We start from the raw sequence: 20,726 nt of genomic DNA on the forward strand, positions 1-20,726 counted from the left end.
GGGCGTCGCGACACCAGGTCCGCGCCCCTAAAGATACAAGTCGCGCTCGCGAATCAGCGCCGTGGCCACCACGCTAATGACCGCTGTCACAACCAAATACCCGCAGGCCAGCCACGGCGCGCCGCCGTGGGCCGCGATCAGCGCGGTCAGGATCATCGGGGTGACCCCGGAGGCATAGATCCCCGACACCTGGTAGACGAACGACAGCCCGGTGTAGCGGGTGCTCGTGGGATACAGGGCGGAATACAGCGTGCCCTGCGCCCCGTAGAACAGCGCGTGCACGACGCCGAAGACGATGATCATCGCCAGGCCGAACCACAGCAGCTTCTTGGTGCCGAACAGGGCGAAGGCGGGGAAGGCCGTCAGGCCGTAGCAGGCGATACCCACCAGGTACACCCGTCGCGCACCGAAGCACTCGGTCAATCGTCCCGAAATCGGCAGCAGCACAGCCATCAACAACGCGGCGACGGTCACGGCCACCAGGACCGACACCCGGTTCAGCCCCAACGCTCCCGTCGCGTAACTGATCGCGAACACGCCCCAGGTGTTGAAGGCCGAGCCTTCCGCCCAGCGCGACAGCAACCCGAGCAGCGTGTTGCGCCGCGCGCGGGGCTCGCGAACGATGTCCCGCAGCGGCACGGTGGACGCGGCCTGAAGGTCTTGCAGCTCCCGGAACGCGGGAGTCTCGTCGACCCGCAATCGCACCACGATGCCGATCACCACCAACAGCAGGCTCAGCAGGAATCCGATGCGCCAGCCGTATGCGAGGAATCGGTTCGGCCCCAACACAATCTGCAGATAAGCGAAGATGCCCGTACCCATGGCCAGTCCGAGCGCCAGCCCGACTTGTGGGACGGCACCATAGCGGCCGCGCCGGTCGTCGGGGCTGTGTTCGACGGCCAACAGCACCGCGCCGCCCCATTCGCCGCCGAGCGCGAAACCCTGCAGCACGCGCAGCACCAGCAGCAGTACTGGTGCCCACGCTCCGATCTGCGCGGCGGTCGGCAACAGCCCGATCAATGCCGTCGCGCCGCCCATGATGAGCATCGTCAAGGCCAGGCTGCGCTTGCGGCCGATCCGGTCACCGATGTGCCCGAACACCACGCCCCCGATGGGCCGCATGACGAACCCGACGGCGAAGGTGGCGAACGCCAATAGTGTTCCCACCAAGGAACTTTCATTCGGAAAGAACACCTTGTTGAAGACCAGCCCGGCCGCCGTGGCGTACAGGAAGAAGTCGTACCACTCAACCGTGGTCCCCAACAGGCTCGCCGCGACGACGATGCGCAACCGCCGACGCCGCTGATCGGATCGTTCGGCGACCGGACACGCGTCGGCCAGCCCGGCGGCGGGTGCCGATGCGGGCGACGTGGCGGCCATCGCCCTTAGTGCGCCGACGCGACCGCGAAGGGCGTCGCCCCGGCCGGATGCGACTGGCGGTTGGGGTGACGCCACAGGCCCATCCGCTCCAGAATCGGCAGCACGCCCTCACCGAACCAGTAGGCCTCCTCCAGATGCGGATATCCCGACAAGATGAAGTGGGTGATCCCCAAATTGGCGTATTCGGCCAGCCGTTCGGCGACCTCGGCGTGCGACCCGACCAGGGCGGTGCCCGCTCCCCCACGCACCAGGCCCACGCCGGCCCACAGGTTCGGCGCGATCAGCAACTTGCTGCTGTCGCCGCCGTGCAGCTCCCGCATCCGGCGCTGGCCCTCGGATTCGCTGCGCGCCAGGCTGTCCTGAACCCGTGCGATGTCCGCGGGGTCGATGGCGGCCAGCAACCGGTCGGCCTCCGCCCATGCCTGCGCGGACGTGTCACGGCTGATCACGTGAATCCGCAAGCCGTACCGCAGGATTCGTCCGGCGTCAACGGCCAGCCCACGGACCCAGTCCAACTTCTTGGCGACCGCGGTCAGCGGCTCGCCCCAGGTGAGATACACGTCGGATTGCTTGGCCGCCACCGGACCCGCGGCCGCCGACGACCCGCCGAAGAACACCGCCGGTATCGGATCGGGCGGGTTGTTCAGTTGCGCGCCTTCGACCCGGATGTGCTCCCCGGAAAAGGTCACCGGCTCCCTCGAGGTCCACAGCTGCCGCACCACGTGCAAGAACTCGGCGGTGCGGGCGTAGCGCGCCTCCTTGTCCAGGAAATCCCCGTAGGCGCGCTGCTCGTGCGGTTCGCCACCGGTGACGACGTTGAGCAGCAGGCGTCCCTCCGAGTGCCGCTGGAAGGTCCCGGCCATCTGGGCCGCCAGGGTGGGACTGAGCAGCCCGGGCCGAAACGCCACCAGAAATTTCAGGGTTTCGGTCGATTCGACCAGCATCGCCGTCGTCAACCACGCGTCCTCACACCACAATCCGGTGGGGGTGAGAACCGCTTCGAACCCGTTGTCTTCGGCGGCCGTACAGATCTGGTGCAGATACCGCAGCGTGGCGGGCCGGTCGCCGGACATCGGCGTTCCGTGCCCGCCCGCGACCAGATTCCGCGAATCGCCGTAGGTCGGTAGAAACCAATGAAACGCGAGACTCACGTCACAATCCTCTTTCGCCCCTGTGCACACCAAAGCTCCATCCTTCGCAATTCGCGGCCGTAGGGCGAGGGTTGAAACCTTCGAGATTGCATTCCCGGCGCGGGGGTCTGCCGCTGCGCCAGAAGGCAATACGATCGCAATGTTTCCGGTGGTGGCAAGCCTCGTCGCCACCGCTACGATGTGAGCCGGCGCCGCAACCCGTTGCGGAGGCGCAAACCCTCCGGGCCGTCCTTGTCGCCCGTAAAGATCACCGCATCGTGACCGAAAGGTCACGCCAGATCACACAATGCTTCCAATACGGCGTGGCTCGGCGGGTAATCCCCGCTGCGGGCGGCATCATTGCGATCATGCCTGACCTCACACGCCGGGCGGTGCTCCGGATGGGCGCCGGTGCCAGCCTCGGAGCCGCCGGCGTGTTCGCGTTCAGCTCGCTGCTGGCCGCGGAGACGTCGCAGGCCGCGACGCTGCCGCAAGCTCCCGCCCCGTTCGAGCCGCCGACGGCGGGCAGCGCCCTGCCGAACAGGCTGACCGGGTCGTTCGTGTCGGCCGCCCGTGGGGGCATCAAGACCAACTACGTGATCGCCATGCCGCCCGGCCAGAGCAAGATGCTGCGTCCGGTGATCGCGCTGCACGGTGTGGACGGCGACGCCAACCAGATGATCGACATGGGCGTGCCCGACGGGCTGGCCCGGCTGGCCAAGGAGGGCAAGCCGCCGTTCGCGGTCGTCGGCGTCGACGGCGGCAACACCTACTGGCACAAAAGGACTTCCGGCGAGGACTCCGGCGCGATGGTGCTCGACGAGCTGCTGCCCATGCTGTCCACGATGGGTTTCGACACGTCCCGCGTCGGCTTCATGGGGTGGTCGATGGGCGGGTACGGGGCGCTTCGTTTGGGTGCCAAGCTGGGCCCGTCCCGGACCGCCGGAATCTGCGCCATCAGCCCGGCCCTGTACACGTCGTACGCGACAAGCGCCCCGGGCGCATTCGACAGCAACGAGGACTTCGTGCAGAACAGCGTGATGGGTGTGCTGGCGCTGAATTCCATTCCGCTGCGCGTGGATTGCGGCAACTTCGACCGCTTCTATTTCGCCACAAAGCAATTCGTCTACCAGTTGAAGACGCCACCGGCGGGCAGCTTCTCGCTCGGCGGACACGACGTCGCCTACTGGCGCAGCCAACTACCCGGCGAACTGGCCTGGATGGCGACCTGAGCCAACGATGACACTTCGGGAGGAATCAGTCGCCGGCAGCCCACACCGCGTGGAGCGGCGGACTTCCCGAAGGGGATTCCGGCCCGACATCGAGGGGCTGCGCGCCGTCGCGGTGATCGCCGTCGTGCTCTACCACGCCGGCATCCCCGGGGTCAGCGGCGGCTACATCGGGGTGGACGTCTTCTTCGTCATCTCCGGCTTCCTCATCACCGGGCTGCTCTTCCGGGAGGCGGACGCCACGAATACCGTTGCGCTGGGCCGGTTTTACGGCGTGCGCGCCCGACGACTGCTGCCGGCCGCGGCCATCGTCGGCACCGTCACGGCCATCGCCGCCGCCGCGGTGCTGCCGCCGCTGCAGGCCCGCAGCGTGTTCCTCGACGGCATCGCCAGCGCCCTGTACGTCGGCAACTATCGGTTCGCCCTGCACGGCACCGACTACCTGACCACCGACGCGCCGTCGCCGTTCCAGCACTACTGGTCGCTGGGCGTCGAGGAGCAGTTCTACCTCGTGTGGCCGGTGCTGATCATCGCCACCGCGTGGTTGGTCCAGCGCGTCCCGTTCCTGCGCGGCGCGGTAAAGCGGGCGGCGCCGTACGCGGCGGTCCTCGCGGTGGTCGCCGCCGCGTCGTTGACGGCCGGCGCGCTGTGGACCCGGACGTCGCCGTCGTGGGCGTTCTTCTCGCTGCCGACCCGGGCCTGGGAACTGGCGGCCGGCGGCCTGGTGGCCCTGTCGCTCCAGCAGTGGCGGCGCCTGTCGCTGCTGACCGCGTCGATCGCCGGGTGGGGCGGCCTGGTGTTGATCGTGGCGACCTGCACCCAGCTGGGCGCCCACACCCCCTACCCCGGCGTCGAGGCGCTGCTGCCCGTGCTGGGCACCGCGCTGATCGTCGGCGGCGGAGCCGTCACCGGCGGGCTCGGGCCCGGCCGGCTGCTGTGCCGCCCAGCGATGCGCGCCATCGGCCGCATCTCCTACTCCTGGTACCTGTGGCACTGGCCGGTGCTGCTGCTGATGCCGGCGCTGCTCGGCGAGCCCGCCGGGCTGCCGGCCCGCCTGAGCGCGACGGCCGTCTCCGCCGGGCTGGCCGTCATCACCCTGCATCTGGTGGAAAACCCGGGCCGCTTCGCCGCGGCCCTGCGCCGCTCGGCGAAGGTCAGCCTGGCCGTGGCGGGCGGGGCCAGCGCCGCCACGGCGTGTGCATGCATGCTGCTGCTCAACGTGATCCCCGCGCCGGTGGGCCACGGCGTCGCGGCGCCCCGGGCCAACATCGTCGCGGCGCCCCCGGCGGGCGTCGCCGCCGTCAGCCCGCAGGAAGCGGCGGTCCGTCAGGCCTTCGACCAGGCGCGCGTCGTGCTCGCGGGGGCGGCCGGCCTGCGCGCCGTCCCATCGAACCTCGACCCCCCGCTGGACAAGGCGCCGGCCGACAAGGCCGCCGTGTTCGTCAACGGCTGCGTGCGGTCCTGGCGCGACGTCGGCCAAAGCGAATGCGCCACCGGCGATACCGCCTCGCCGACCACCGTGGCCCTGATCGGCGACTCGCACGCCGCCATGTGGAACCCGGCGTTCGAGCAGCTCGCCGAGCAGCGGCACTGGCGGCTGGAGACGCTGGCCAAGGTGACCTGCCCGCTGCAGGACCTGCACATCGTGAGCCCGTATCTGGGCCGCGAGTACACCGAATGCGAGCAGTGGCGCGCCGACATCATGGGCCGGATGAACGCCGAACACCCGCGCCTGGTCGTGCTGGACATGAGCCGGCGTTACGGCGGGGACTTCGGCTTCACCTCCTACGATCCGGCGTGGATCGACACCCTGGGACGCACCGTGGCGCAATTGCGCGCCACCGGCGCCACCGTCCTGGTGCTGGGGCCCGCCGCCGATCCGCACTCGCCCGCCCCGACCTGCCTGTCCGCCCACCTCGACGACGCAACCGCTTGTGCGCCAACGCGTTCCGCGGCCGTCAACGACGATGGGATCGCCGCCGAGCGCGCCGCGACCGTCGGCAACGGCGGGCATTACGCGGACCTGACCGACCTGTTCTGCGCCCCCGACCGCTGCCCGCTGATCGTCGGCAACACCCTGGTGTTCCGCGACGACAACCATGTGACGACGCAGTACGCGCGGCTGCTGGCGCCGGTGATGGGTGTGCTGGTGGACCGCGCCGTGGCGGACGGGTGAACGGCGATGAACTTCTCGCGGCGGACGAACGTCAGATCAGTGAAGGGTTTTTGGAGGGTTTAGCTCATGTCTCCACTGCTGCTGGTCTGCATCGCGGTCGCCGCACCCTTCGCCGGAGTCGGCCTGCTACACCTGCAAGATCGCCTGGAGCGGTGGGACTACGAGCGCCACGCGGAGGACTAGGCGGCCCGTCACGTCGAGAGCTGAGTACGGATCAGCGGCGCGATCTTGTCGGCCATGTACTGGTGCCCCGCGTCGTTCGGGTGCACGCCGTCGGGGCCGATCAGGTCGGGCCTGCCGACGAACCAGTGTTCGGCGATCGGGTCGATGAACGTCGCCCCGGCGGCCCCCGCCGCGCCGCCCAGGACGTCGCGAATCAGGAACATCGATGGCGGAACATCGGCGGTCGGCCACGGCGGGCCGATCACCAGCAAGCGCGCGGCCGGCGCAAACCGGCGCGCCAGATCCAAAGCGGCGTGGGTCTTTTCGGTCAACAGCAGGGGATCGATACCCTGGTCGTTGCGGGAGCCGAAGAACACCACCAGCGCGTCATCGGGGTGGACGGCCCTGGCGGTCAGGTCCTCGAAGGTGCTGCCGTGGTCACCGGGCGCGGCGTAACCGGCGCGGCCCTCGGCCGCCACATCGGCCGAAACCCGCGAGCCCCGCGCACCGAGCGCCTGCCACGCGCGCGACGGCCATGACCGCGCGCCGAGGCCGCCCTCATCGGTACCGGTGGTGTACGAATCCCCGATGACCGCCAGGTGATTGAGCCGGAAGTCCAGCGTCAACGTCGCGTAAGTGCGCACCTGCGGTGGGTATGCGATGCCCACGCCCCCCAGAAAACTCAACCCAATGAGAAAGGTGGCCAGACGACTCACTCATACCTCCACTGTCAACGGCATGGTCGGGTGCCGCCGTGTTCTCATCGAATATTGCCCGTGACTCGCGGCCGGGCGCAAAAGCAGCCATCACACCGCGCGGACCGAAATCGCTTCCAGCGGACGGTCGATCGGATGCGGCTTGCCGTTCGTGGACTCGCCGGGATCACTCCTCGCGTTCACGGCCCGGACGTCGACCATCTTGCGCATCCAGCGGCGGGCGGGCTCTTCGACGGCGTGATACAACGCGATCGAAAGGACCACGGCAATCGCGAGCAGGCCGATGACGTTCCATTTCCACGGATTGTCCTGCGTTGCGAGCTCGAATTGTTCCACGGCCCAACCCCAGGACGTGTGCACCAGCTCGTGAACCATGTACAGGCAGAACGAGATCTGACCGCCGTACACCATCACCCGCGTCGACAACATCCTGGGCAGGCTCCCCAGGCCGACGGCCAGCGAGATCACCAGCGGAACGAACAACACGTCGACGACGCCGCCGCTGTCGTTTTCCACCACCCCGGATATCGGGTGTGCGCCAAACCAATACAGGACGCCCACCATCGCGGCCAACAGAAGCAGCGAGATGTACCCCGCGATGCGGCGGCCGCGGTCGGTCAGCCGCAGTCTGCGCACGGCGGCACAGGCCAGCGCCCCGGCGGTGAACTGTGTGACGATCCGCGGCAGCCAGCTCCACGGCGTGTAGAAGTGGCCGCTGGCCAGCAGCATCACCACCGGCGGCAACGACGCCGCGAATGCCAGCACCATGAGGCTGCGCGCCCGTGTCGCCTGCTTCATCCGCAACAACACCAACACCAGCAGGGCGAAAAGCACGTACGCCAGCCATTCGGCGCTGATCGACCAGGCCGGCCCGTCCCAGCTCGAGTCGTCGAAGAACGGCACAAACCACAACTGCACCAACAGGATCTGCCGCACGTAGCTGACCGCGGTGAGCGAGGCGGCGTCCGGCGACGGCACGTGGCCCACGTGCAGGGTGAAGATCACCCACAGGGCGGCGAGGTGCAATGTGACCAGGTACACCGGCCATACCCGGGCCAGCCGCAGCCACAGGAAGTGCAGGGTGGCGCGGGTCGACCAGGACCGGCCCATCCGGTCGAGGTAGTTGTACGTCAGCACGAAGCCGCTGAGGATGAAAAAGAGGTCGACGCCCTGGGCGCCACAGTTGAGGACGGGGGCCAGCGCGTCGCGGAAATCGGGCGAGGCATCCCCGAGCATCGGCCGGAAGTGAAACAGCACCACCCAGAGCGCGGCGACTATACGGAGTCCCGTCAGGGCCTTGATTTCGCCCCGGATCTCTCCGCCCCGCACGCTGCTCTTCCCGTCTGGATCCTGCCGTTCCGTTCTCCTGCTATCGGCTGAGCGGGCGATCTCGCCATTTCGCAAGCCCCCCGACTAGCAACCGGCAGCCATGGCAGCCTAGCAGCGCAATCGCCGACATGCGGGGACGGTTGTGGTGTGGCACACGGCCTTCAGGGCCGCCCGGAATGCGCGACGCCGATTACGGAGGTTTGCTCGCCGCGAAATCGCATTTTGCTTCTTAGCAAAGCGTTAGGCGCGGCTACCGGTGTCCTTAGGCTTGCGGCCTAGCGTTTAAGGCAGCTTTGGTGAGCGGGGAGGCGCGCCCCAAGGCCGCGCGCGAGCGACACGGAGAGTGAGGGGTCCTCATGACGATCGCAGGCACCGGGAGTCGCCACGACAACTGCGTCTTTGAGTGCGATGGCGCTCAGGTGCGGGCGCACTACCGCCACTTGGCGACAGTGGTGCATATCCGCGGCGAAATCGACGGCGCCAATGTCGACCGCGTCAGTCGCCACATTCGGCGTTTCACGCTCGGCGAAAACCCTGTGGTGCTCGATGTCGCCGATGTCGGTCAATTTGCTGAGGCCGGTATTTCGCTCTTGTATGCGTTCGATGCCGATTGTCGGGCCGCCGGTGTGGATTGGACGCTGGTGGCCAGCTCGGCGGTCATCGCGGTGCTCGAGGACACCGGTCATGACACCAATTTCCCGCTGATGCGCTCGGTTCAGGAGGCACTGCGCGACCGGGCCGACGCCATCAGGGTCCGCCGCACGATGGCGTTGCCGCTGGTCAGGAAGACGTCGTAGCGCCGGAGCGGGCACGCCGCAGCCTGGCCGCGCCGACGACCACCAGCACGCCGGCGCTCGTCAACAGCACGAGTGTCAGAAGCAACAGCTGCGGGTCATAGACCACCGACGTCGTAAAGGGCTGACCCTCCGCGATGGGCGCGACGGCCACCGTGTGATGCGAGCGCGTCCAGCTATATCCCGAGCCCGCCAGGGCGGCAACCGCCACGGCGAGCTCGACCAGCGCCCGGTAGCTGGCGATCATTGCGCGGGCCCGGCCTGATCGCCGGTGGGGTCGTCCGGATCGCCGTCGATGACGTCGGTCCCGGTGGGCTCCACCCGCTCTTGGACCAGCGGGGTCAGGGCCGCCCGCAGCTGGCGATGACGGCGCGCCCACGCCTGGGCGGTGCGGCCGTTGGTGAGCTTGAGGCCGATGCCGATCCGTCCGCGCGGCACCCCGACCAACTCGCCGAGCGCCCGCGCCGACTGCCAGCGCGCCAGCTCCTTGCCGGAGGCTTCGTGGTTCTCGGGCTCGGGATAAACCCTGACGATCTCGCGGACCAGGATGGTCTCGGTGCCTTGGCGCAGGGCGTCTTCGGTCAGCTCGACCGAGACGTGGATCCGCGCCGCCTTCACCTGCAACCCCACGAACGCCGACACCAGGACGAAGAAGATCGCGGGGACCACGAACGACACCTTGGCACCGCTCCAGATTTCGATCAGGACCATGGCCGCCGCCGAGGCCGGGCCGCACGCCACCCACCACCAGGTGGCGCCGGGTTCGTAGAACAACGGCTTCGGTTGGGTATCGCTTCTGGTCGTCTCTGACGTCAACGCAAGCCCCGTCTCACGAAAGCCACCCTGCCGCGTCCGCGGCCCAATAGGTGAGAACGATATCGGCTCCGGCCCGCCGGATGCTCGTCAATGATTCCAGGGCCGCCGCGCGCTTGTCGATCCAATTGTTCGCGGCCGCAGCGCAAATCATCGCGTACTCCCCCGACACCTGATAGGCGGCCACCGGCACCGGCGAAATCGAGGCCGCCGCCGACACCACGTCCAGATAACCCATCGCCGGCTTCACCATCACAATGTCGGCGCCCTCGTCCAGATCGAGCTGGATCTCGCGGAGCGCCTCGCGGGAATTGCCCGCCTCCTGCTGATAGGTGCGCCGGTCGCCGGAGAGGCTGGAACTGACCGCTTCGCGGAACGGACCGTAGAACGCCGATGCGAACTTGGCGGCGTAGGCGAGGATCGCCACGTCGGTATGGCCGGCCGCGTCCAGCCCGTCGCGAATCGCGCCCACCTGACCGTCCATCATCCCACTCGGACCTACCACGTGCGCGCCCGATTCCGCTTGCGCCACAGCGAGTTTCACATATCGGGCTACGGTCGCGTCGTTGTCGACCCGACCGCGGTCGTCGAGGACGCCGCAGTGGCCGTGGTCGGTGAACTCGTCCAGGCAGGTGTCGGCCATCAGCACGGTGGCCTCGCCGAGGTCCTTGGCCAGGTCGCGCAGGGCGACGTTGAGGATGCCGTCGGGATCGGTGCCGGCCGACCCCACCGCGTCCTTGTCCTCATCACGCGGCACACCGAACAGCATTAGCCCGCCCACCCCGGCGGCGACGGCGCTGGCGGCGGCGGCGCGCAACGAATCGCGGGTGTGTTGGACCACCCCCGGCATCGAGGCGATCGGCCGGGGCTCGTCGATGCCGTCGGCGACGAACATCGGCAGCACCAAATGCCTTGGCTCCAGCGACGTTTGCGCGACCAAACGGCGCAACGCCGGGGTTGAGCGGAGCCGACGCGGACGCTGCCGCGGGTAGGCGCTACCGCTCATCGTGGCGACCCGCTGCGCCCGGCTCCGCCGCGCTGGCGATCGCCACTAGCGCCTGCGGCTCTTTTTGCGCGGCGGTGGCAGCGCGCCCTCGGCGCGCAACCGCGCGGCGTGTTCGGCCAAAGCGTCGACCAGCGGACCAACCGCGGCGGTCTCGGGCTGGACATCGACCCGCAGACCGAACTCGGCGGCGGTCTCGGCGGTCTTGGGGCCGATGCAGGCGATGATCGTCCGCGCGTGCGGCTTGCCGGCGATACCGACCAGGTTGCGCACCGTCGAGCTGGACGTGAAGCACACCGCGTCGAACCCGCCGGTCTTGATCATCTCCCGCGTCTCCGCCGGCGGCGGCGCGGCCCGCACCGTCCGGTAGGCGGTGACATCCTCGATCTCCCAACCACGTTCGCGCAGGCCCTCGGCCAGCGTCTCGGTGGCGATGTCGGCCCGCGGCAGCAAGACCCGGTTTACCGGATCGAAAACGCTGTCGTAGGGCGGGAAGTCGTCGAGCAGACCCAGCGAGGACTGCTCACCGGCCGGCACCAGCTCGGGGCTGATCCCGAACGCCCGGACCCGGTCGGCGGTCGACTCGCCCACGCAGGCGATCTTCACCCCGGAGAACGCGCGCGCGTCCAGCCCGAACTCGCCGAACTTCTCCCACACCGCACGCACCGCGTTGGTGGAGGTGAACACCACCCACTGGAAGCGGCCGTCGACCAATCCCTTGACGGCCCGTTCCATCTGCGCGGGGCTGCGTGGCGGCTCGACGGCGATGGTCGGCACCTCGATCGGCAGCGCGCCGTAGGACGTCAGCCGCTCGCTCATTTCGCCGGCCTGGTCCTTGGTGCGGGGCACCAGCACGGTCCAGCCGTACAGGGCGCGGCTCTCCCACCAGTTCAGCTTCGCCCGGCTCGACACCGTCTTGCCGATGGTCACCACCAGCGGCCCCGTCAGGGGGCCCGCCGGGTCGGTGCCGCCCAGCACGGCCGAGTCGGTCAGGCCGTGCAGCGTCGTCTCGATGGAACGCTGCTGGCAGGTGGTGCCCTGCGCGGTCACCACGCACGGCGTGTTCTCGGCGAGCTCGTGTTCGATCAGGGTGCGCGCCGCGTCGGCCAGATGCGACGACGTGGCCTGCAGGATCAGCGGTCCCGGCGCCGCGGCCAACGCCTCCCAGTCCACGTCGCCGCGCACGTCGGCCACCGTGTGCGAGGAGCCCAGCGGCAACCCCGCGTACGTCGGGACGGCGTTGGTGGGCGCCAGCCCCGGCACGATCTCGATGTGCAGGTGGCTCCGCGCGATGGCGTTGACCTCGGTGATGACGGCGTCGACCGTCAACGGGTCACCGGCCACCAGGCGGACCACGTCGACGCCCGTCCGCGCCTCGTGGGTCAGGGTCTTGGCCACCTCGGCGGGGTCACCCAGCGCCGGGCGGATGTCGGGGCCACCGGAGATCACCGCGGGCTGCGTCTGGCCCTGGTCGGCGCCGTCGCCGCTGGAGGCGGCCGGGTCGGCCGGGGCCGGGCCGGAAACCGGCGGCAGGTCTTTGCCGATCAGCGCCAGCACCGGCTCGGGCACGTCAGGGTCGGTGAACACCAGAGCGGCGTTCGTCAGCACCGTCGCGGCCCGGGTCGTCAACAGTCCCGGGTCACCGGGGCCGGAGCCCACGTACGTGATGCGGCCGGGTGTCGGCTTACGCCCTCGCGTCGTCATTGTCGCTCCCACGTAACTCGCACTTAATTTCCTCGCGTCGGGTCTTGCCGCGCTCCGCGCATCAGCTCCCGGGCGCCAAGTTCGAACAGCTCCGCGGCAACCGAAAGCCCAAGCTCTCGTGCTCGACCGGGAGTGCCGATGCCGGACGCGCGGATCACGTCGGACCCGTCCAGCGCCGCCACGCAGCCACGCAGCGACAGCTCTTCAAAGATCCGGCCTTCCTCATCGATGGACTCGACCACTTCAGCGATCGCGCCCACCGGTGCGGAGCAGCCGGCCTCCAGTTCGGCCAACAGAGTTCGCTCCGCGGTGACCGACGCGCGCGTGTCCGCGTCGTCCAGCTCCGCCAGCACCGCCGCCAACCGGGTGTCACCGGCACGGCATTCGACGGCGAGCGCGCCCTGAGCCGGTGCTGGCAACATCTGCACCGGCTCTAGCGTCTCGGTGACGTCATCGAGGCGACCGAGTCGGGCCAGGCCGGCCCGGGCCACCACGATCGCGTCAAGATCACCACTGCTTACCCTGTTCAACCTGGTATCTAGGTTGCCTCGTAGGGGGCGGATTTCCAAACCGAGACCCAATGCTCTAAGCTGCGCGGCCCGCCGCGGCGAGGAGGTACCCACCAGCGAACCCGGTGGCAACTCCCCCAGCACCAGTCCGTCCCGGGCTACCACCGCGTCACGCGGGTCGTTGCGCACGGGTATGGCGGCCACAGCAAACCTCGGGTCGTCGGCCGTCGGCAGGTCCTTGTGGGAGTGCACCGCGGCGTCCACGCGGCCCTCTTCCATGGCCTCGCGCAGCGCGGTGGTGAAGACACCCACCCCCAAGGATTCGATGGGTCCCGACGACCGGTCCCCGGCCGTGGTGATGGTCACCAGCTCTGCCGGGTGACCCAGCGCGATGAGGGCGTCTCTGACGACGCCGGCCTGGGTGGTGGCCAGCAGGCTGCCCCGCGTGCCTATCCGGATCACGTTCGCCAATCGGCTACTCGGCAGGTTGCTGCGGGGTGCCCGCGTCGAAACCGTTTGCTATGACTGGCAATTCGCCCGCGGCCACGGCGTCGACGGCGGTCTGGTCGAGTTCGAAAAGCTCGCGCAACGCCTCGGCGTAGCTGTCGCCGCCGGGGGCGCTGGCGAGCTGCTTGATGCGCACAGTAGGGGCGTGCAGCAGCTTGTCCACTACACGCCGCACGGTGCGGGCGACCTCTTCGCGCTGCGCGCTGGCGAGCCCGGGGAGCCGGTTGTCCAGGCGCAGCAGCTCGGCTTCGACCACATCGGCGGCGCGCTGGCGCAGCGCCGTCACCGTCGGGGTGACCTCGGCCATCCGCTGGCCGGCCAGGTAGGCGGCAACTTCGGTGGCCACGATGGTGCGGGCCGCGTCGACGTCGGCGGCCGCGGCGTGGGCCGAGGGCTCGTGCTGCACGCGGTCCACGTCGACGACCCACACGCCGGGCAGGCCGGCCACCGCCGGGTCCACGTCGCGCGGCATGCCCAGGTCGCAGATCACCAAGGGGTCGGTGGTCTCATCGACGATCGAGCGGTTCGCGGCCGCGAGCGCGTGGTGCACGTCGGCCAGCGAGACCACCGGGCTCACCGCCCCGGTGCAGCTCACCACCACGTCGGCACCCGCCAAGACGTCGGTCAGCTGCTCCAATGGCAGCGCGTCGGCCCGCACACCGGTTTCGCGGATCTTGCGGACCAGGCGCTGCGCCCGGGACAGCGACCGGTTGAGCACGTGAACCTGGGCGATGCCGGCGCGAGACAGATGCGCCGCGGCCAGGGCGCCCATCGCCCCGGCGCCGACCAGCACGGCGGTCCGGCCCGACAGCCCGCCCAGCCGGCGTTCGGCCATGTTCAGGGCAACCGACACCACGGAGGCGCCGGCGGCGTCGATGGCGGTCTCGGAATGCACCCGCTTGCCGACCGAGAGCGCGCGTTGGGCCAGCTCGTGCAGGACGCGGCCGACGGTGCGATTGGTCTCGGCGGTGGCGTACGCGCGGCGCACCTGACCGAGCACCTGCTGCTCTCCGATCACCGCCGAATCCAGGCCGCTGGCTACCGCGAACAGATGCTCGACGGCGGCCTCGCTGTACCGGACGTAGGCGTATTTGGTGAGGTCGGTCATCGACATCCCGGAATGCTCCGAGAGCACCTGTCCGATCACCGCGAGCCCGCCGTGGAACGCGTCCACCACCGCGTAGACCTCGACCCGGTTGCATGTCGACAGCACCATCGCCTCGGTCACCAGCGGCGACTGCAGCACCCGGTCGACGATCTTGCCTTGATCGGACTCGTCGATGCTGAGTTGTTCCAGGACGGAGACCGGCGCACTGCGGTGCGAAACCCCGAAGAGCAAGACGCTCACGGCAGCATCACCTGGCCAGCTCCCTTGCATCCTCCAGTAACTGAACTGCTGTCCACGGTAAACGTTTATCAGCTGGGCTACCAAATAATTGCCCCACGGCCACCCGGCCGCCTCGTCAGCGGGCGAGATCCGCGCGCAGCCGGGGCTCGTCGAGCTCCCAGTAGCTGTGTTCGCGCCCGTCGAGCAGGACCACCGGCAGCCGGTCGCCGAACTCGGCGCGCAGCGCGGGGTTGCCGTCCGCGGCCGCGGCGTCGACGTCGGTCGTCGACAAATCGAAGCCCAGCTCACCGGCCAAAACGACCAGCCGGGCGTGGATGCGCTCGCAGATGGTGCACCCGTCGCGGGTCAACAACTCCACATGCGGGCGGCCGGTCGCTCGGGTCATGGGAATCAGTGTGTCATCAGCGACTTGTGGGGGCGTCTACCAGGAGTTATGTTCCGGCTATGGCCGACAACACGGTGCGGGTCGATCCGGTGGTGATGCAGGGCGCCGCCGTCTCGCTGAGCGGTGCGGCCGAGCATCTTTCGGCTCAGCTGTCCCAGCTCGACGATCAGGTGGGTCAGATGCTGGGTGGTTGGCAGGGGGCGGCCGGGGGTGCCTATGCCTCGGCATGGGAGCTGTGGCACAAGGGCGCCCGGGAGGTCGAGCTCGGGTTGTCGATCCTGGCGCATCTGGTCGGCGAGGCCGGCGGCGCGTATCACAGCAACGAGGCAGCGTCCGCCCAGGCCGAGCGGGCAGTGCGCGATGCCTGAGGCGTTTCGGGTTGATCCGCAGGCGTTGGCCGACGCGGTGCAGCGGATGGCGGCGTTTCAGCGCTACGCCGAAGACATGATTGCCGAAATCGATTCTCGCGTAACGCGTTTGCATGGGACGTGGACGGGTGAGGCCGCGGCGGCCCACGCCGAGGCGCATCAGCACTGGGTGCGCGGCGAGGCGATGATGCGCGAGGCGCTGGGGCAACTGGAGAAGGTGGCCACGACAGCGCACGGCAACTACACCGGCGCGATGTCGACGAATCTCGGTATGTGGTCGTGAATACATGGCGCCGCTGGCGTGTGACCCGACTGCCCTAGATCGCGCCGGCGCCACGGTACTGTCCACCGGCGAGTCGCTGGGATCGGTGATCTCGGCCCTGACCACGTCGCTCGCGGGCAGCGCGGGCATGGCCGGTGACGATCCCGTCGGTGCGGCGCTGGGCCGCACGTACAACGGCGCAGCGGCAAAGGTCATCGAGGCGATGACCAGTACCCGCAACGGACTCTGCAGCATCGGCGACGGCGTGCGGATGTCGGCACACAACTATGCGCACGCCGAGGCGATGTCGGATGTGACGGGCCGCGCCGAAGGCTTGCCGACACCGCCAGTGACCGCGCCATTGACCGCGCCGTCGCATCCGCCGTCGGCGGTGGGCGCCGGCAGCGGTGCCCCGGCGGGGTGGAGCTGGGTTGCGCCGTATATCGGAATGATCTGGCCCACTGGCGATTCGGCGAAGTTGCGTGCCGCCGCGGCGGCGTGGACGACGGCGGGCGTCAACTTCATGACGACCGAGATCGCGGCCGGCGGCGGGAGCATGGCCGCCATTGCCGCGCAGCAGATTCCCGAGGCCGCGGCCATCAACAAAGCGTTGGCCGATGCGTCTGGAGCCACGGCCAGCGTTGCGCAGCAATGCCAAACGATTGCCGCGCAACTCAACAGTTACGCGGCCCAGATCGACAAGGTCCACGCGGCGATCCTCGATTTGTTGTCCCGCATCTGCGACCCGATGACCGGGATCAAAGAAGTGTGGGACCTCCTGACCGACGAAGACGAAGACGAGATCAAAAGGATCGCCGACGACATCAAAACGGTGGTCGACAGCTTTTCCCGGGAAGCCGAAACGCTGGGCGGCCAGATCGAGGCCACCATGTCGGCGGCGGCCACCGCGGCAGAAGATATGGCCCACTGGGCGGGTAAGGAGTGGGACCACTTTTTACACGGAACGCCAGTCGGCAGGGCACTGAATCAGGTGGGCCAGACCGTCAAAGGTTTCGGCGTCGAAGGCTACGACTTTCTTGAGCAGCTCGCGAAGTTCAGCCCGAATCGGCTCCAGACCGATCCGATCGGCTACGCCAAAGACGTGTACGGCATGGTCTCCGGGGCCGCGCCGCTCGTCGGCTTGGGCCCCGACGGAGGGCCCGGCGTCGCCGACTCGTGGAAGTCGCTCGGCAAGGACGTCACCCACTGGGACGAGTGGGGGTCCAACCCCGCCGAAGCGCTCGGCAAGACCCTTTTTGATGGATTGACCTTGGCCTTGCCTGGCGGACCACTCTCCAAGGTGGGCAAAGCGGGAAGCCGAGCGGCCGATGTGCTGAAGGGTTTGAAGAAGCCGCCTGAGATTCCTCAGCCTCCGTCGATCAAGCCGCCGGAGGTCAAGGCGCCGGAGGTCAAGCCGCCGGAGGTCAAGGCTCCGGAGGCCAAGCCGCCGGAGCCGGGTCGTCCCGCGCCGGCTCCTTCGGGCAAACCGGCACCGGGCCCCGCCGACGGTCCCCTGCCGCACAGCCCCACCGAATCCAAGCCGCCGGTTGGCGGGACACCGCACAGCGGCGAGCCGAAACCAATTGCGGTCCCACCAGAATCGGGCGGCAAGCCACCGGTATCGGCCCCCGCAGAAGGCACACCACCACCCCACCCGCCGCCGCACGAGCCTGCGCCTACGCGGGTCCCACCTGCGGAGCCGGCAGCGGTCACGCCCGCCGCTTCGGCGCCCGCTGCTTCGATGCCGGCGGCCTCGGCTCCTTCGATGCCATCGATGCCGGAGCCGCCGTCGCTTCCCTCTGTCCCGGCGGGCGGCCTCCCCGAAGCGCCTCCCGGCCTCGGCGAGGTGCCTTATGGCGGAGAACCTCCTGCCCATCCGCCCGAGCCGCATGGCGGCGGTTCACACCCGCACGGCGATGGGAACGGGGCTGACCTTCCCAGTAACGGGGCGCGTCCGTCGGACTCCGGCCCGAACGAAACCCCAAAGGAGCCTCCTTTTAACGGGGACCAGCCACCTGACCAAGGACAGCATCAACCGGAGGAAGTCCCCGGTCACGGGATTCCGCAAGACGAGATGCCGCAAGGCGAGAGGCACACGATAAGCGGGCATGGAAGTTACGATCCCGACAGCGGCTTCTTTACTGTGCCGAAAGGCTCAAGTATTACGACTTTTGCCGAACACGGCTCGACCATCACTGACTCACTGGGCAATCTCATCGAGACCGGCGGAGACACCTCCGGCGTTTATTCCAAGACGTTTAAAACAGGCGAGCTTATACCAAACTATACAATACATCCGCCGGATGGGTTAAGCATTCTGGGATCACCACAGACCGTGACGAGTCCTACCCTCATCAGTCAGCTTATCCACGAAAACATGGGCCCCGTCGATTTGGCTGTATGCACATTTGACCCAACTTCGCCGACTGGCAAGGTGTATCACGTACATGGCATATATGATAAATTCAATGACAAGTTCACGCCGTACGAAAGGTATAAACATTGACGGCACCACACAACGCTGGAATCGATGAACTGATTGATTTCGCTGCCCAACAAAAGTCGCCGGAGGCAGATCGACGTCTTTTTTTGGCACTTCGTGGTGTCGAATTATTTTTCCCTCGAACGACAGTTGAACATGAGGGGAAGCGGCTGAACGCCACCCCATTGCTCCGATTGCCCGACGGCACAAATGCCATGATGCTGTATACATCGGAAGACCACCCAGATCTGCCCAACACCTTCGCCGGAGGTGCATTCGAAGACGCGCTTGCCGCAGCGCTCGACATGCCGGACCTAGACTGGGTGATCGTCTGCAATCGTACGTCGCAATGGGTGGGGATTAACAAACAACAAATAACCGAAGTCCTCGATGTTCTGCGATCTAGAGAAACTCACGTGAATAAACTCTCTGACCTTCCGCCGGATAACGAGAATGTGGTCGAAAACCTGATAACACGCGCTCTTCACACGCCGCCGGAAAAACTCTCGCCATCGATCGGATCTGTGCTTCGAGGACGCGAGATATTCATTGAGCTAGCGAAAGAGCAAAGCGAAGACGGCCAACCGATTATGAAAACGTTTGCCGTTCAGCACATGCCACGGGTAATACGCGCGTATACGACGCGAACACGCCCAGGGATCAGATACGGGGGCATGAAGTGGGAGGCGCTCAAGGATATGCTGAGAACCACCACCGAGCTCGACGGGGTCCAGATCGTCAACAACGCCGATGACTGGGTGATCTTCGATCGTGAATCACTGACCGCCAGCGGAACAGACGATTCATAAACGTCTTTGCAGCAGACACATCCACATAACATTCGGTCGCCCGCGGTGCCCTCGGCTTCCTCTACTCTCAACCCTGGTGCCAGCTGTTCGGGCAACTAGGACGATTATCGAAATGATGGAGCGCTGACTACTGTTGGCTCACACCTTCTTGTCATGATGGGAGTCCTCAATGAGCAAAAAGATTGCCGGTAAGACTTTTTCGACGCCAGAAGAAGCCGGTGTCAGCGCGCCAACAGAAGAAGAATTAGCGCGCGCAAGAAAGGCCTTCGACGAATTTCAGGCCAGAGTCGACACTGTTGCGCCAGAAGACCGCAAAACAGACGTCTCGCCGAAATTTTGGGATGACACATCCGGTACCGAGTGGGATCCCAACAAGGAAGCTTAGGGCCGTTTCCTGCACTGACGCCCACGGACAAGTCTTGTCGCGCCCCGACCAACCCGGCCTGCCCAGCCACGAGTGTGACGCTGCAGTCACACTCGGCGTCGAACGTGACGCCAGCGTCACACTCGGCGGCCCGAGGCATCAGCCCGGCAGCCCGGCAGCTCGGCAGCCGGGGCATCAGCTCGGCAGCCCGGCAGCCCGGCAGCTCGGCAGCCCGGGGCATCAGCCCGGCAGCCATACCCGCCCCCACGCCAACTGCCCGATAGGGTTGGATATCGGGCACCCGCCGGGTCACCAGGCACCACAGCGATCTAGGAGGTTGGGCGATGACTTCCTCTGACCCGGTCAACGCAGACCACACCGGTTACGTTGACTTGGAGTCGCTGGGCGCGGACGCCAGCGCGGCCCGCGCGATCGAGGGCATGCAGGAGGAAGCCGCCGCCGCCCCGGACCGTCCGCAACCCCCGGTCGACCTCACCGCCGCCGCCTTCTTCGACGTCGACAACACCTTGGTGCAGGGCTCCTCGGCGGTGCATTTCGGTCGTGGGCTGGCCACGCGCAACTACTTCACCTATCGCGATGTGATCGGATTCATTTACGCCCAGGCCAAGTTTCAGGTCCTCGGCAAGGAAAACAGCAACGACGTCGCCGCGGGCCGGCGCAAGGCGCTCGCCTTCATCGAAGGCCGGTCGGTCGAGCAGCTGGTGGCCCTGGGCGAGGAGATCTACGACGAGATCATCGCCGACAAGATCTGGCCCGGCACTCGCGAGCTGACTCAAATGCATCTGGACGCCGGCCAGCAGGTGTGGCTGATCACCGCCACGCCCTACGAGCTCGCCGCGACCATTGCGCGACGGCTCGGCCTGACCGGCGCGCTGGGCACCGTCGCGGAATCGGTCGACGGCGTCTTCACCGGCAGGCTGGTCGGCGACATCCTGCACGGCACCGGCAAGGCGCACGCGGTGCGGTCGCTGGCAATCCGCGAGGGGCTCAACCTGAAACGCTGCACCGCCTACTCCGATAGCTACAACGACGTGCCCATGCTGTCGCTGGTGGGGACCGCGGTCGCCATCAATCCCGACGCCCGCCTGCGCGCGCTGGCACGGGAGCGCGGATGGGAGATTCGCGACTTCCGCACCGCCCGCAAAGCGGCCCGGATCGGGGTGCCGTCGGCATTGGCGCTGGGCGCGGCCGGCGGTGCGCTGGCCGCGGTGGCCTCTCGACGGCAATCACGCTGA

General features: G+C 67.7%; 20 protein-coding genes. 9 read left to right on the forward strand and 11 right to left on the reverse strand.

Annotated elements, in window-relative coordinates; translation table 11 throughout:
• Positions 1-27: 27 nt before the first annotated feature.
• Positions 28-1,380: an MFS transporter gene (locus P6281_RS23005; RefSeq protein WP_008261114.1), complete on the reverse strand. Its 1,353-nt coding sequence runs from the start codon at positions 1,378-1,380 to the stop codon at positions 28-30.
• Positions 1,381-1,385: 5 nt separating this feature from the next.
• Entirely contained in the window at positions 1,386-2,531 is a 1,146-nt protein-coding gene (locus P6281_RS23010; RefSeq protein ID WP_008261116.1) for an LLM class flavin-dependent oxidoreductase, read from the reverse strand.
• A 347-nt stretch (positions 2,532-2,878) separates the two neighbouring features.
• Here P6281_RS23010 and P6281_RS23015 point away from each other — a divergent pair, with 347 nt between their 5' ends.
• Together P6281_RS23015 and P6281_RS23020 are read left to right on the forward strand one after the other, a co-directional pair.
• Positions 2,879-3,742 carry an alpha/beta hydrolase gene (locus tag P6281_RS23015; RefSeq protein ID WP_193375012.1) on the forward strand — a complete coding sequence of 288 codons (864 nt, stop codon included), beginning with the start codon at positions 2,879-2,881 and terminating at the stop codon, positions 3,740-3,742.
• 49 nt (positions 3,743-3,791) lie between these two features.
• Positions 3,792-5,915, forward strand: coding sequence for an acyltransferase family protein (locus tag P6281_RS23020; RefSeq protein WP_324738985.1), 2,124 nt, complete (start codon positions 3,792-3,794; stop codon positions 5,913-5,915).
• 191 nt (positions 5,916-6,106) lie between these two features.
• On the opposite strand, the gene P6281_RS23025 is transcribed toward P6281_RS23020, so the two are convergent.
• Positions 6,107-6,793: an Rv0518 family GDSL lipase gene (locus P6281_RS23025; protein ID WP_026071180.1), complete on the reverse strand. Its 687-nt coding sequence runs from the start codon at positions 6,791-6,793 to the stop codon at positions 6,107-6,109.
• A gap of 90 nt (positions 6,794-6,883) precedes the next feature.
• Complete coding sequence (locus tag P6281_RS23030; protein WP_201358613.1) at positions 6,884-8,122, reverse strand: acyltransferase family protein; 1,239 nt, start codon at positions 8,120-8,122, stop codon at positions 6,884-6,886.
• Between the two features lie 356 nt (positions 8,123-8,478).
• Between P6281_RS23030 and P6281_RS23035 the strand changes: the two genes are divergently transcribed.
• Positions 8,479-8,919 carry an STAS domain-containing protein gene (locus P6281_RS23035; protein ID WP_008261138.1) on the forward strand — a complete coding sequence of 147 codons (441 nt, stop codon included), beginning with the start codon at positions 8,479-8,481 and terminating at the stop codon, positions 8,917-8,919.
• Here P6281_RS23035 and P6281_RS23040 read toward each other — a convergent pair.
• From P6281_RS23040 to P6281_RS23070, 7 genes are all read right to left on the reverse strand, one after another.
• Positions 8,903-9,163: a hypothetical protein gene (locus tag P6281_RS23040; RefSeq protein WP_008261140.1), complete on the reverse strand. Its 261-nt coding sequence runs from the start codon at positions 9,161-9,163 to the stop codon at positions 8,903-8,905. The genes P6281_RS23035 and P6281_RS23040 overlap by 17 nt on opposite strands.
• Positions 9,160-9,690: a DUF3093 family protein gene (locus P6281_RS23045; RefSeq protein WP_014381216.1), complete on the reverse strand. Its 531-nt coding sequence runs from the start codon at positions 9,688-9,690 to the stop codon at positions 9,160-9,162. Before P6281_RS23045 ends, P6281_RS23040 begins: the two co-directional genes overlap by 4 nt.
• A gap of 55 nt (positions 9,691-9,745) precedes the next feature.
• Positions 9,746-10,735, reverse strand: a complete 990-nt coding sequence (gene hemB / locus P6281_RS23050; RefSeq protein WP_080687380.1) for a porphobilinogen synthase — start codon at positions 10,733-10,735, stop codon at positions 9,746-9,748.
• 45 nt (positions 10,736-10,780) lie between these two features.
• Positions 10,781-12,436 carry a uroporphyrinogen-III synthase gene (locus tag P6281_RS23055; protein WP_008261154.1) on the reverse strand — a complete coding sequence of 552 codons (1,656 nt, stop codon included), beginning with the start codon at positions 12,434-12,436 and terminating at the stop codon, positions 10,781-10,783.
• Between the two features lie 23 nt (positions 12,437-12,459).
• Positions 12,460-13,407: a hydroxymethylbilane synthase gene (gene hemC / locus P6281_RS23060; RefSeq protein ID WP_008261156.1), complete on the reverse strand. Its 948-nt coding sequence runs from the start codon at positions 13,405-13,407 to the stop codon at positions 12,460-12,462.
• A 13-nt stretch (positions 13,408-13,420) separates the two neighbouring features.
• Positions 13,421-14,800 (reverse strand): glutamyl-tRNA reductase, encoded by a 1,380-nt coding sequence (locus P6281_RS23065; protein WP_008261158.1) that lies wholly within the window; start codon positions 14,798-14,800, stop codon positions 13,421-13,423.
• Between the two features lie 115 nt (positions 14,801-14,915).
• Entirely contained in the window at positions 14,916-15,185 is a 270-nt protein-coding gene (locus P6281_RS23070) for a glutaredoxin family protein (protein ID WP_008261160.1), read from the reverse strand.
• A 59-nt stretch (positions 15,186-15,244) separates the two neighbouring features.
• Here P6281_RS23070 and P6281_RS23075 point away from each other — a divergent pair, with 59 nt between their 5' ends.
• The 6 genes from P6281_RS23075 (at position 15,245) to P6281_RS23100 (ending at position 20,726) form a co-directional block, all read left to right on the forward strand.
• On the forward strand, positions 15,245-15,553 hold the full coding sequence (locus tag P6281_RS23075; protein WP_014381220.1) for a WXG100 family type VII secretion target: 309 nt from the start codon (positions 15,245-15,247) through the stop codon (positions 15,551-15,553).
• Complete coding sequence (locus tag P6281_RS23080; protein WP_014383353.1) at positions 15,546-15,836, forward strand: WXG100 family type VII secretion target; 291 nt, start codon at positions 15,546-15,548, stop codon at positions 15,834-15,836. Before P6281_RS23075 ends, P6281_RS23080 begins: the two co-directional genes overlap by 8 nt.
• A 4-nt stretch (positions 15,837-15,840) precedes the next feature.
• Positions 15,841-18,321: a putative adhesin gene (locus tag P6281_RS23085; RefSeq protein ID WP_008261166.1), complete on the forward strand. Its 2,481-nt coding sequence runs from the start codon at positions 15,841-15,843 to the stop codon at positions 18,319-18,321.
• Positions 18,318-19,106, forward strand: a complete 789-nt coding sequence (locus P6281_RS23090; protein WP_014381223.1) for a hypothetical protein — start codon at positions 18,318-18,320, stop codon at positions 19,104-19,106. Before P6281_RS23085 ends, P6281_RS23090 begins: the two co-directional genes overlap by 4 nt.
• 169 nt (positions 19,107-19,275) lie before the next feature.
• Positions 19,276-19,491: a hypothetical protein gene (locus P6281_RS23095; RefSeq protein WP_014381224.1), complete on the forward strand. Its 216-nt coding sequence runs from the start codon at positions 19,276-19,278 to the stop codon at positions 19,489-19,491.
• A 323-nt stretch (positions 19,492-19,814) separates the two neighbouring features.
• Positions 19,815-20,726 carry an HAD family hydrolase gene (locus P6281_RS23100; RefSeq protein WP_008261172.1) on the forward strand — a complete coding sequence of 304 codons (912 nt, stop codon included), beginning with the start codon at positions 19,815-19,817 and terminating at the stop codon, positions 20,724-20,726.

Source organism: Mycobacterium sp. 5-140-3-2, assembly GCF_035666375.1.
Classification (GTDB): Bacteria; Actinomycetota; Actinomycetes; order Mycobacteriales; family Mycobacteriaceae; genus Mycobacterium; species Mycobacterium intracellulare.

Coding starts and splice junctions, on each gene's coding strand:
- P6281_RS23075 (WP_014381220.1), top strand. CDS start 15,245: ATGGCCGACAACACGGTGCGGGTCGATCCGGTGGTGATGCAGGGCGCC.
- P6281_RS23015 (WP_193375012.1), top strand. CDS start 2,879: ATGCCTGACCTCACACGCCGGGCGGTGCTCCGGATGGGCGCCGGTGCC.
- P6281_RS23055 (WP_008261154.1), bottom strand. CDS start 12,436: ATGACGACGCGAGGGCGTAAGCCGACACCCGGCCGCATCACGTACGTG.
- P6281_RS23085 (WP_008261166.1), top strand. CDS start 15,841: ATGGCGCCGCTGGCGTGTGACCCGACTGCCCTAGATCGCGCCGGCGCC.
- P6281_RS23080 (WP_014383353.1), top strand. CDS start 15,546: ATGCCTGAGGCGTTTCGGGTTGATCCGCAGGCGTTGGCCGACGCGGTG.
- P6281_RS23100 (WP_008261172.1), top strand. CDS start 19,815: ATGACTTCCTCTGACCCGGTCAACGCAGACCACACCGGTTACGTTGAC.
- P6281_RS23035 (WP_008261138.1), top strand. CDS start 8,479: ATGACGATCGCAGGCACCGGGAGTCGCCACGACAACTGCGTCTTTGAG.
- P6281_RS23040 (WP_008261140.1), bottom strand. CDS start 9,163: ATGATCGCCAGCTACCGGGCGCTGGTCGAGCTCGCCGTGGCGGTTGCC.
- hemB (WP_080687380.1), bottom strand. CDS start 10,735: ATGAGCGGTAGCGCCTACCCGCGGCAGCGTCCGCGTCGGCTCCGCTCA.
- P6281_RS23070 (WP_008261160.1), bottom strand. CDS start 15,185: ATGACCCGAGCGACCGGCCGCCCGCATGTGGAGTTGTTGACCCGCGAC.
- P6281_RS23005 (WP_008261114.1), bottom strand. CDS start 1,380: ATGGCCGCCACGTCGCCCGCATCGGCACCCGCCGCCGGGCTGGCCGAC.
- P6281_RS23095 (WP_014381224.1), top strand. CDS start 19,276: ATGAGCAAAAAGATTGCCGGTAAGACTTTTTCGACGCCAGAAGAAGCC.